Origin of the sequence: Amycolatopsis sp. cmx-11-32, from assembly GCF_047608695.1 — a bacterium.
Taxonomy (GTDB): domain Bacteria; phylum Actinomycetota; class Actinomycetes; order Mycobacteriales; family Pseudonocardiaceae; genus Amycolatopsis.
The window spans coordinates 446,140-455,291 of the sequence record NZ_JADNQN010000006.1 but is presented as its reverse complement, the minus strand read 5'-3'; the positions used below and the strand labels follow the sequence as shown (position 1 = coordinate 455,291).

The window sequence follows — 9,152 nt, the reverse complement described above, 5'->3', positions numbered from 1 at the left end:
CCTGGTGCACATCCTACTTCTCCGGGTGTGGCCTGATCTCGAGAAAGGGCGGCGATGCGGGAAATCATCGGCGGCCGCGGCGTGCTTGAAGGCGCGCTCGCGTTGCTCGAAGCATTCAACGAGCACGAAGTTCGTCTCCCGGACGGCCTGGTGCACATCCTACTTCTCCGGGTGTGGCCTGATCTCGAGAAAGGGCGGCGATGCGGGAAATCATCGGCGGCCGCGGCGTGCTTGAAGGCGCGCTCGCGTTGCTCGAAGCATTCAACGAGCACGGCGGGCAGGCAGACCTGACCCAGCTGGTGCGATCGACCGTCCACCGGCTAGATGAGCCGAAGGCGTCCTTCACCGCGTCGCACGCGGTGAAGGACGCCTTCGGCCCTACCAGGCCTTGCCGAACTTGATGCGGTACTCCGGATCTTCGGCGGGCTTGCCCGCCCCCTTGATCCTGGCCCTGGGCTTGCCCGCCTTCTTGCGTTTGGCGGCCAGCGTCTCCGGATCCCACGGGTTCTCCAGCAGGCTTTCGGCGTCCTCCTCCTTCGGCGGCTCGTCCGTCACTGCGCGGCCGCGGGTTCCTTCGGCACCGGCTTGACGGCCCAGAGGCCGGGGTTCCCTGCCGGTTCGGCCAATTTCATGACGTCGGCGAAGTCGTTCGCCTGCCGGGAGAGGAAGACACCCATCTGGCGCAGATCGCCCATCTTGCGGACCGAGGCCTCGATCAGATCGCTGACGGCCTGGACGAACCCGTTCAGGACGCGAATCATGTTCGCCGCCTCACCAGGAGGGTTGAACCAGTCCTCGATGAGGTTCGTCGCCGCATCGACGAGCTGGTTGGCACACTCGCTGATGAACCCGATCGCGTCGGCGTAGGTTTCGTAGACGATGTCGATGCAGCTTTCCATCGTGCCCGCGATCTCGTTGAAGACGCCTTCGTTACGCGAGATGCGCTTGGTCGCGTTGATCGCGTAGGTGTTGTACGAGTCGTAGCCGCCGCCCTGCCAATACGCGGCGAGGTTGTTGCGGGACTCGTCGATGGCGTTCTCGGAGTCGACCATGTACGGAGCCTTGCCCCACCACCCGGCCAGTTCCTCCATCCGGTCGGCGTTGCCGAAGAGGCCGTCCCGGATCATCGCCAGGGTGCTGAGCGCGCCCTTGTGCTTGTACTTCTCGGCCTTCTCCTGGACCTTGTTCGCGCTGTTCTCCGGCCATTCGGCCTTCTCGCGTGTCACCATGCTCTGTTCCTCAACTTTCGGAAGGCCTAGAAGCGCTTGTTCGCGTCGTCGTCGCCCATGTAGCCGAACTGCTCGTAGTACTCGGCGTCGCGGTCCTCGTAGTCCTTGGCGACCTTGTCCAGGTTGTCGCGGACCTCCTGGATCTGTTCGAAGCCGGTCCGAGCGGTCTTCAAGATGGTTTCGCGGGCGACGTTGTAGTCCCGCGGGAAACCGGTCTTCACACCGAGGAGCCCCATGTCGATGTTGGACATCGCCGCGTAGTCGCCGCCGAGCTTGAAAAACTCGTACCAGGCGTCGCCCGCGGTAACCCAGGCGTCGGTGTTCTTGCGGAGGGCGTCCGGTACGACGTAGTAGCCGGTACCTTCGATCTGAGCCAAAGTCGTTCTCCGTTCAGCGGGGGCGCGAGGCCGCGAGGGCCTGCTGCCTGAGTTCCTGCGCGTGCTCCTCGGCGGCGACGATCGCCTCCAGCAGGCTCGCGCTCAACGCGGTGGCCGTGGTGTAAGGCAGGTTTTCGAGGTCGATCTCGATCCGCTCCAGCCGTCCGGTGCCGGAGACCTCGATGACGCCGAGGTCGTCGGGGATGTCGACCTCGATGGTCTGCGCCCGGACGTCCGCTAGCGCCCGCGTCCGCGCCGCGTCCTGCTCTTCGATCTCGCTGACCAGGTTCTCCAGCCTTTGCCTGCGGCTCACGCGGACACCTCCGGCAGGATCCCCACGAACTTTTCCCGGCCGGCGGCACCGGCCGCCGCGCGCGCGGCGGCGATGGCCTCGATCGTGTCCGGGCCGATGTTCTGCGGGTAGGCCTGACGCAGCGCGTCCGCACTGACGTCGAGGTCGGTCAGCCGTCCGTTCCCATCCACCTCGGCCTCGACGAGCCCACTGTCCGAACGACCAGAGAAACGTTCTTCGGCCTGTTCGGCGGCAAGACGTTCGAATTCCGCGGCCGTCGCCTCCCAGGCTTCCATTTCCGCAGCCGTTGGCGGCTCCCAGTCGTATCCGTTCATGCGGTGCATGTAAACACCGTTGACTTTGCCGGGCGGGAGTTTCAGGACATCGCCGGAAACATTGTGGCCCAGATCACTCGGACGGTCGCCTTCCGGCGGTACCGACCAGGAACGCGAGGCTGCGCTCGGCCTCCGCGACAGCGGAACCGCGCTCGACGTGGCCGTCGATCACGAGCGTGGCCAGCCCATGGAGCAGGCACCAGAGTGTGACGGCGAACCCGCCCGGATCGTTCCGCTCACCCACCCGATCGGCCAGCACCGCACAGGTCTCCCGATGCGCCTCGCCGAGTCCGGGATGCGCGGCGCGGTCACAGATCCCGGCGCCCGCCATCAGCCGGTACAACGCGGGATTCTCCAGCGCGAAACCGAGGTAGGAATGCCCGAGCGCGGTCACCGTACCGGCGCCGCAGCCCCGCAGGCAGTCCTGCAGTTCGGCGTGCCCCTCCAGCGCGACCGCCACCAGCAGCGCGTCCTTGTCGCGGAAATGCCGGTACGGCGCCGCGGTGGACGCGCCCACCTTCGCGACCGCGCCGCGCAGGCTCACCCCTTCCGGACCTCGCTCGACGAGGGCCTCCCGTGCGGCCAGGACGAGCGCCCGACGGAGGTCCCCGTGGTGATAGGAACGTTTGACGATCATGGCGGACCCCCCCAGCCCTTGATGCCACGCGAACGCCCCACCTTAGCCGAGGGCCGAAGGGCGCCATACCCGCGTCAGACGTGCCGAAGGGGCCCTTCACCGCATCTCATGAGGGGAAAGTCCCCTTCAGCTCACGGATGATCCGCGAGGTCCTTGGCCGCGACGTACCCGAAGGTCATCGCCGGGCCGATCGTCGACCCGGCACCCGCGTAACTGTTGCCCATCACCGCCGCGCTGGCGTTCCCGGCGGCATACAACCCGGAGATGACCGAGCCGTCCGCTCGCAGGACCCGCGCCCGCGCGTCGGTGCGCATGCCACCCTTGGTACCGAGGTCGCCCGGGACGATCTTGAACGCGTAGAACGGGGGTTCCCAGAGCGCGGCGAGGCACGAGTTCGGCAGGACGTACGGGTCGGTGTAGTAGTGGTCGTAGACACTGGCGCCCCGGCGGAAGTCACTGTCCACACCGGACAGTGACTGGCCGTTGAACCGGTTGACCGTGGCACGCAACGCCTGCGGCGGAACGCCGATCGCGGCGCCGAGCGCCTCCACGGTCCACGCCTTCTTGACCGCGCCCGCCGAGTACCACTCATCGGGAAGCGGCAGCAGCGGCGCGACGTCGCGGAAGAGATACCGGTTGCGGTAATGCTGATCGACGACCAGCCACGCCGGGATGGTGGGCGAACTCGGGTTCCGGTCGTACATCGTGTGCACGACGTCGCTGTACGGCGCCGCTTCGTTGACGAACCGTTTGCCCGCCGCGTCCACCATCAGTCCGCCGGGAAGCGTCCGCTCGGCGAGGCAGAAGTAGGGCTCGCCGGGCAGCGGGATCGCCGGGCCCCACCAGGCGTCGTCCATCAAGTCCAACGCCGCTCCGGCCCGTTTTCCGGCGAGGATCCCGTCGCCCGTGTTCGACCGGGCGCCGACCGTCCACTGTGTACCGATCGGCTGGCGCTGGTATTTCGCCCGCATGGCGGCGTTGTGCTCGAACCCGCCGGAACCGACGATGACGCCGCGCCGCGCTTTCACCACACCTGCCGCGACGGTCACACCGGTGACCTTCCCGTTCTCGATGACGAGATCGGTCAGAGGCGTGTTCAGCCAGACCGGGACACCGGCGCGCCGCAACCCGGCCCGCAGGCCGGCGGCCAGCGATTGCCCCATGGTGAGCGGTTTCTGTCCGGCGAGCGCGGCGGCCGTGCCGCGGGCGAGGCAGGTGGCGGCCACCGCGGCGCCCTTCGGGTTGACCGCGGCCAGCGCGAGCCATTTGTAGTCCGCGCTGAAGACGGCCATCCCCGCGGGCGTGGCGAGATAGGGCGGGTTCAGGTTGGCCAGTTCAGCGCCGAGGACGTTCCCGTCGAGTTGATCGGGTTCGATCGAGCGCCCGCCCGGCTTCCCGCCCGGCAGTTCCGGGTAGTAGTCGCTGTAGCCCTCCATCCACCGGAACCGCAGCGGGCTGTTGGCCATCACGAATGAGAGCATCGCCGGGCCGTTGGCGAGGAACGCCTGCTGTCGTGAGGCGGGGATCGACGGGCCGACCACGGCGGCCAAGTACCGTGCGGCCTCTTCCGGGGTGTCGCGGACGCCGGCCGCGGCGAGCACCGAGTTGCCAGGAATCCAGATCCCCGCCCCCGACCGGGCGGCCGAACCGCCGAACTTCGCCGCTTTCTCCAGCACGACACAGCTGAGCCCGCGTTTGGCCGCCGTCAGCGCGGCGGTCATCCCGGCCGCTCCCGCGCCAACCACGACGACGTCGTACTCGCCGATCACCGCGGCGTCGGCCGAAGCCGTTCCGGCGAACGGTAGTCCCGAAGCGAGCGCGATCCCGGCACCGGCGGCGGTACCGCGCAGAACCTGGCGCCGGGACAAGCGGGGGTCGGGACCCATGAATCCTCCTCGCGTGGGGACCGAGCGAGGTCATGTTCTCCAGCCGGGCACAAAAGTGAAACAAGTTCTACCCGCTTGGAGCAGGCGGGAACGGCCGCGCTCGGCCGGTCACCTCAACCGGCGCGGGCATTCAGCCCAGCGCGCGGACCAGGTCCAGTGCGCGACCGAGGGTGGCGAGCCGGTCGGCGACCGTCTCCCCCGCCGGGTACAGCCGGACCGTGTCGACCCCGGCGTCACGCCAGACACTCAGCCGTCGCGCCACCATCGGTTCGGTGCCGATCAGCGTCGTGCCGAGCACCATTTCGTCGGTCACCAGCGCGGCGGCGCCTTCCCGGTCGCCCGCCTGCCAGCGCTCCCGCACCGCCGCGGCGGCCTCGGCCCAGCCTTGCCTGCTGTAGGCGTTGTTGTAGAAGTTCGTCTTCGCCGAACCCATCCCACCGAGACTGAACGCGAGTTCGGCCTTGCGGCCCGCGACCATGCCACGCAACTCGTCCTCGTCCCGGGCGAACGCGACCTCGGCGCCTTGGCAGACTTCGAGGTCCGCCCTCGACCGGCCAGCCTTCGCGAGGCCGGCGTCGAGATGCGAGAAGTAGGCCCGCGCCCCCTCCGGGACGAAACTGGTGCCCAGCCAGCCGTCCGCGACCTCGCCGGTCAGCTCCAGCAGCTTCGGTGAGAGCGTGGCCAGGTGGATCGGGATGTCCGGATTCGGCGTCGTCGACAGCCGCATCGGCTTGGCATCACCCGGCAGCGGGATCTCGAACTCCTTGCCGGTGAACGAGATCTTCTCCCCCGCGAACGCCTGGCGGATGATCGCGACCGTTTCGCGCATCCGCGACAACGGGCGGGCGAACGGAACGCCGTGCAGCCCCTCGATCACCTGCGGCCCCGAGGCCCCGAGCCCGAGGGCGAACCGGCCGCCGGAAAGCTCCGAGAGCGTCAGCGCGGCCTGCGCGATCGCGACCGGGCTCCGCGTGCCGAGCTGGATGATCCCCGAGCCGAGCCGGAGCCGCTCGGTCCGCGCGGCGAGATAGCCGAGCACGGACGGCGCGTCCGATCCCCACGCCTCGGCGACCCAGCAGTCGTCGAGGCCGAGTTTTTCCGCCTCCAGCACGAAATCCAGCGTGTCCCGCCAGCCACGCGAGGCCTCGACCGTGGTCGCCGTCCGCATCACGCGCCTGCCGCCTCTGCCCGCTGCTTGATCGCGGCGAGGGTCCCGGTCATCGCGTTCTCGAATTCACGCAGCCGGACGAAGACGATCTTCTCCTCCTTGTCCGGCATCTGCTCGATCGCCAGCGAAAGGCCCGACCGGCCCGGCCCCAGCCGCATCCACTGCCGGAGCTTCGTACCGCCGTTCTCGGGTTCCAGCGTGAACCGCCACAACGCGGTCGGCGTCTCGGGATCATGGACCGCCCAGGTGAAGGCGCGCGGCGCCTCGCATTCGACGACGTGCGACGTCGTCTCCCATTCGCCGAGCGCGTCGTGCTTGCTGCGGCCGACGAACCGCCTGCCGACCGCGGCGTCACCGGCCGCGCCGTCGCACCATTCGGCCGACTGGAGTTCCTGGCTCATCTCCGGCATCAGCCGCACGTCCGAGACGATCGACCAGACGCGCTCCGGAACGGCATCGACCCAGACCTGGACCTCGACCGTCGGTTCGTCGGCGTATTTGGCGCCGGTCCACTCCATCGCGGCCACCTCTCCATCCTCGTGACCTCGATAGTTGCGTAGATGGACTTACGTTGTCAAACCTTGCTGTGTGGCGAAGCGGCGCACTACATCGGGACGATTCGCCAGCTTTGGCGGGTAGCCCGGCCCGAGCCGCGCCCGGGTGTTCTCCGCGGTGAGCGACCCGGCGCAGTGCGCGCAGACGACCTCCGCGTGCGTGTCATGCCCGCAGGCGTCGTGGTGGAGGGTGATGGGCGGTCCGGCCTCGCCGGAGAGCCAACGGTCACCCCAGCGCGTCATCGCGGCGAGCACACCGTAGAAATCGGCGCCCTTCTCGGTCAGCACGTAGTCGTAACGGACCGGATCGGCCTGGTAGGCCCGCTTCTCCAGCAACCCCTCACCGACCAGGCGGCGCAGCCGGTCGGCGAGGGTGTTCCGCGCGATGCCGAGTTCCTGCTGAAACTCGTCGAACCGGCGGATCCCGTAGAACGCCTCCCGCAGGACCAGCGGCGTCCACCAGTCGCCGAGCAGGTCCATGGTGCGCGCGATCGAACACGGCCACTGCGCGAACGAAGTCCGTTTCATGCCCGCGAGCCTACGCCCAGTGCAATTGATCCGGTCATTCCTCCACCTATTCTCCGGCGCTCAGGCGCTGGCACGAAATGTCGCGATCCGGTCAAGGAGATCCCGCGCGTTAATGTCATCCACTCGCCTACGCACGCATTCCGACAGCGGCCGCAAACGATCCCGCGTACGCGCGGAACGGATTCCGTTTGCGATCTCCATCGCGGCGAGGCCGACCTCCGCCGCGCGGTCGAGGTCGCCTTCCAGGGCGTGGTCGACGGCGAGCCAGATCATCGTCAGCGACCGGCTGCGCACCATGTCCGGGCCGTAGCCGTCGATGGCCTCGGCGAGCGCGGGGATGGCCTCCCGGCTGTGGCTGACGTCGACGAGCCTGGCGAGTTCGGTGCGCACCATGCCGATCATCGCGGCCATGTCATTGGCCGTGAAGAAGGCGGACCACGACGGGGCGGCGTCGCCCGAGAAACTGGCGAAGTGCTCCGGGGCAAGGGAAAGCTCGTCGAGCGCCTGGCGGACATCACCAAGCAACGCGTAGGCCCAAGCCTCGTTCGCCGACAGGATCGCCTGCGACAGCGGCGTTCCCGCCCGGCGTGCCGCGAGCTGCCCCTGAGCGAACTGGGCGAGCGCCTCCGCCGGAGAGCGGTGATGCAGGTACATCCGGCCGAGCCGGTAGTGGATGTTGGCGGCCAGGTCGTCGTTGTCCGCCTCCGCCGCGAGTTCGAGCGCACGACGAAAGTGCCGCTCCGCCCGGACGGGGCGGCCCGAGTCGAATTCCGTCCAGCCCACCAGGTTGTGCAGATCCGCGACCACGCCGGCCAGCCTCCGCGCCAGTGCCTCGGACATCATCCCCCGCCGCAGTGCCACACCGTAGGGTTCCAGCACCCGCAGAAGTTCGCGGCACGCCCCGCCACCCTCCCGGTAGTCGCGCGCGCGGAGCGTGCCGATGACGCCTTCGAGCCGATCGATGTCGGCCTGTCCGACGCGCATCGGGAGCCGCTCAATCACCGCGGCGTCCTTGGACCTTCGGCACAGCCGGTTCGGTCCCGTTGCCTGCCCGAGGCGTGGGCAGCACGCAGCCCTGGAGCTCCCGCCGCCGCGACGACCCGTGAACGGCCTCACGCCTCCGGAGCTCTTCCTTCGGAATGGTGACGGTGATTCGCACACCCATTACTCGATCTCCTCCCCGATCCGCAACGACCAAGCTCGTCGAGGTCCAGAACGGGGCCACGTCGGACTCCCGAATTTAGCGAACGACGCAGTGCCGATGCTAACCTCGAAGAATACCGATTCCATCCGCCGAATGGTTGGCTATTTTCATTCACCGGAATATGCACGTGCGGAATCTCTTTCTTTTGCACGGATGATCGCTTATCCCGCTTGCTCACCGCACGTACACGGCTGGAACCGTCCGTGAGCACATGAGACACAGCTCTCAGCCGAACGTGTGAAAGTTGTCGACTCGGGTCACGAAAAGGCTTCACATTGCGTTATCCATAGCTGAAGATCAACAGCAACCGAACGTAAGGGGCTGAAGCGTTGGACAAGGAAACTGACCTCATCCGGGGGACGATCGTCTTCGGTCTGCGCACTTTCGGTGCGGACCCACTCCCCGTCCAGGCCGATCTCGAGTACGACCCGGAAGACCCCTACGCCGTTGTGGTGGCCTACCACTCGGGCGGCGGGACGGTCCGCTGGATGTTCGGCCGTGACCTGCTCGCGGACGGCCTCCTCACCCCATCAGGTGAGGGCGACGTGATCATCAGCCCGGCAGACGACGCCTCGATCGTGATTTTCGCGCTCAGCGCGCCCGACGGCAGCGCGGTGCTCGAAGCTCCGGCGCAGGAGCTGGCCGAGTTCCTCGACCTCACCTACGACGTGGTGCCCGCCGGTTCCGAGCCGGAATGGTTCGACTTCGAGCAGGAACTCGGCAAGCTCGTCACCGAGTCCTGAGCGACCTGGACGAACGCTTCGACGGCTTCCCGGTCGTCATCGGCCCGCCGGACGACACAGTTCGGCGGGTGGCAGACCCGCGACGCGGCGATGGACCCCGTCGTCGCGGTGGCGCGCGAGACCGCAACTAGAGGACTAATCGCGGCGGTAACGGGCGCCTGGGTGGTCGTCACGAAACCGCACCTGACCGGGTTCCTGG

At 68.0% G+C, this 9,152-nt stretch carries 13 protein-coding genes; 2 read left to right on the top strand and 11 right to left on the bottom strand.

Annotation, left to right across the window (positions count from 1 at the left end; all coding sequences use genetic code 11):
- The first annotated feature begins 200 nt into the window (after positions 1-200).
- Entirely contained in the window at positions 201-401 is a 201-nt protein-coding gene (locus ACM6LR_RS21825; RefSeq protein WP_414944394.1) for a hypothetical protein, read from the top strand.
- Here the strand turns inward: ACM6LR_RS21825 and ACM6LR_RS21820 are convergent.
- From ACM6LR_RS21820 to ACM6LR_RS21770, 11 genes are all read right to left on the bottom strand, one after another.
- The gene (locus tag ACM6LR_RS21820; protein WP_414937839.1) at positions 379-555 is read right to left on the bottom strand and encodes a hypothetical protein; all 177 of its coding nucleotides are present in this window, start codon (positions 553-555) and stop codon (positions 379-381) included. The genes ACM6LR_RS21825 and ACM6LR_RS21820 overlap by 23 nt on opposite strands.
- On the bottom strand, positions 552-1,229 hold the full coding sequence (locus tag ACM6LR_RS21815) for a hypothetical protein (RefSeq protein WP_414937838.1): 678 nt from the start codon (positions 1,227-1,229) through the stop codon (positions 552-554). The genes ACM6LR_RS21820 and ACM6LR_RS21815 overlap by 4 nt, the downstream gene beginning before the upstream one ends.
- 26 nt (positions 1,230-1,255) lie before the next feature.
- Positions 1,256-1,606 (bottom strand): hypothetical protein, encoded by a 351-nt coding sequence (locus ACM6LR_RS21810; protein ID WP_414937837.1) that lies wholly within the window; start codon positions 1,604-1,606, stop codon positions 1,256-1,258.
- A gap of 13 nt (positions 1,607-1,619) precedes the next feature.
- On the bottom strand, positions 1,620-1,919 hold the full coding sequence (locus ACM6LR_RS21805) for a hypothetical protein (protein ID WP_414937836.1): 300 nt from the start codon (positions 1,917-1,919) through the stop codon (positions 1,620-1,622).
- Positions 1,916-2,233, bottom strand: a complete 318-nt coding sequence (locus tag ACM6LR_RS21800) for a YbaB/EbfC family nucleoid-associated protein (protein ID WP_414937835.1) — start codon at positions 2,231-2,233, stop codon at positions 1,916-1,918. Before ACM6LR_RS21800 ends, ACM6LR_RS21805 begins: the two co-directional genes overlap by 4 nt.
- A 73-nt stretch (positions 2,234-2,306) precedes the next feature.
- Positions 2,307-2,870: a TetR/AcrR family transcriptional regulator gene (locus ACM6LR_RS21795; RefSeq protein WP_414944393.1), complete on the bottom strand. Its 564-nt coding sequence runs from the start codon at positions 2,868-2,870 to the stop codon at positions 2,307-2,309.
- A gap of 131 nt (positions 2,871-3,001) precedes the next feature.
- The gene (kstD, locus tag ACM6LR_RS21790) at positions 3,002-4,756 is read right to left on the bottom strand and encodes a 3-oxosteroid 1-dehydrogenase (RefSeq protein WP_414944392.1); all 1,755 of its coding nucleotides are present in this window, start codon (positions 4,754-4,756) and stop codon (positions 3,002-3,004) included.
- A gap of 130 nt (positions 4,757-4,886) precedes the next feature.
- Positions 4,887-5,924 carry an LLM class flavin-dependent oxidoreductase gene (locus ACM6LR_RS21785; RefSeq protein ID WP_414937832.1) on the bottom strand — a complete coding sequence of 346 codons (1,038 nt, stop codon included), beginning with the start codon at positions 5,922-5,924 and terminating at the stop codon, positions 4,887-4,889.
- Positions 5,924-6,442: an SRPBCC family protein gene (locus ACM6LR_RS21780; RefSeq protein WP_414937972.1), complete on the bottom strand. Its 519-nt coding sequence runs from the start codon at positions 6,440-6,442 to the stop codon at positions 5,924-5,926. Before ACM6LR_RS21780 ends, ACM6LR_RS21785 begins: the two co-directional genes overlap by 1 nt.
- A 48-nt stretch (positions 6,443-6,490) precedes the next feature.
- Entirely contained in the window at positions 6,491-7,006 is a 516-nt protein-coding gene (locus ACM6LR_RS21775) for a winged helix-turn-helix transcriptional regulator (protein WP_414937831.1), read from the bottom strand.
- Positions 7,007-7,066: 60 nt separating this feature from the next.
- Complete coding sequence (locus tag ACM6LR_RS21770; RefSeq protein ID WP_414937971.1) at positions 7,067-7,990, bottom strand: hypothetical protein; 924 nt, start codon at positions 7,988-7,990, stop codon at positions 7,067-7,069.
- A gap of 549 nt (positions 7,991-8,539) precedes the next feature.
- Here ACM6LR_RS21770 and ACM6LR_RS21765 point away from each other — a divergent pair.
- Positions 8,540-8,953, top strand: a complete 414-nt coding sequence (locus ACM6LR_RS21765; protein WP_414937830.1) for an SsgA family sporulation/cell division regulator — start codon at positions 8,540-8,542, stop codon at positions 8,951-8,953.
- Positions 8,954-9,152: the final 199 nt, after the last annotated feature.

Bases quoted from the DNA above. Each gene is read 5' to 3' on its own strand.
- kstD (WP_414944392.1), bottom strand. From the start codon at position 4,756: ATGGGTCCCGACCCCCGCTTGTCCCGGCGCCAGGTTCTGCGCGGTACC.
- ACM6LR_RS21785 (WP_414937832.1), bottom strand. From the start codon at position 5,924: ATGCGGACGGCGACCACGGTCGAGGCCTCGCGTGGCTGGCGGGACACG.
- ACM6LR_RS21800 (WP_414937835.1), bottom strand. From the start codon at position 2,233: ATGAACGGATACGACTGGGAGCCGCCAACGGCTGCGGAAATGGAAGCC.
- ACM6LR_RS21770 (WP_414937971.1), bottom strand. From the start codon at position 7,990: ATGCGCGTCGGACAGGCCGACATCGATCGGCTCGAAGGCGTCATCGGC.
- ACM6LR_RS21795 (WP_414944393.1), bottom strand. From the start codon at position 2,870: ATGATCGTCAAACGTTCCTATCACCACGGGGACCTCCGTCGGGCGCTC.
- ACM6LR_RS21780 (WP_414937972.1), bottom strand. From the start codon at position 6,442: ATGGAGTGGACCGGCGCCAAATACGCCGACGAACCGACGGTCGAGGTC.
- ACM6LR_RS21775 (WP_414937831.1), bottom strand. From the start codon at position 7,006: ATGAAACGGACTTCGTTCGCGCAGTGGCCGTGTTCGATCGCGCGCACC.
- ACM6LR_RS21815 (WP_414937838.1), bottom strand. From the start codon at position 1,229: ATGGTGACACGCGAGAAGGCCGAATGGCCGGAGAACAGCGCGAACAAG.
- ACM6LR_RS21825 (WP_414944394.1), top strand. From the start codon at position 201: ATGCGGGAAATCATCGGCGGCCGCGGCGTGCTTGAAGGCGCGCTCGCG.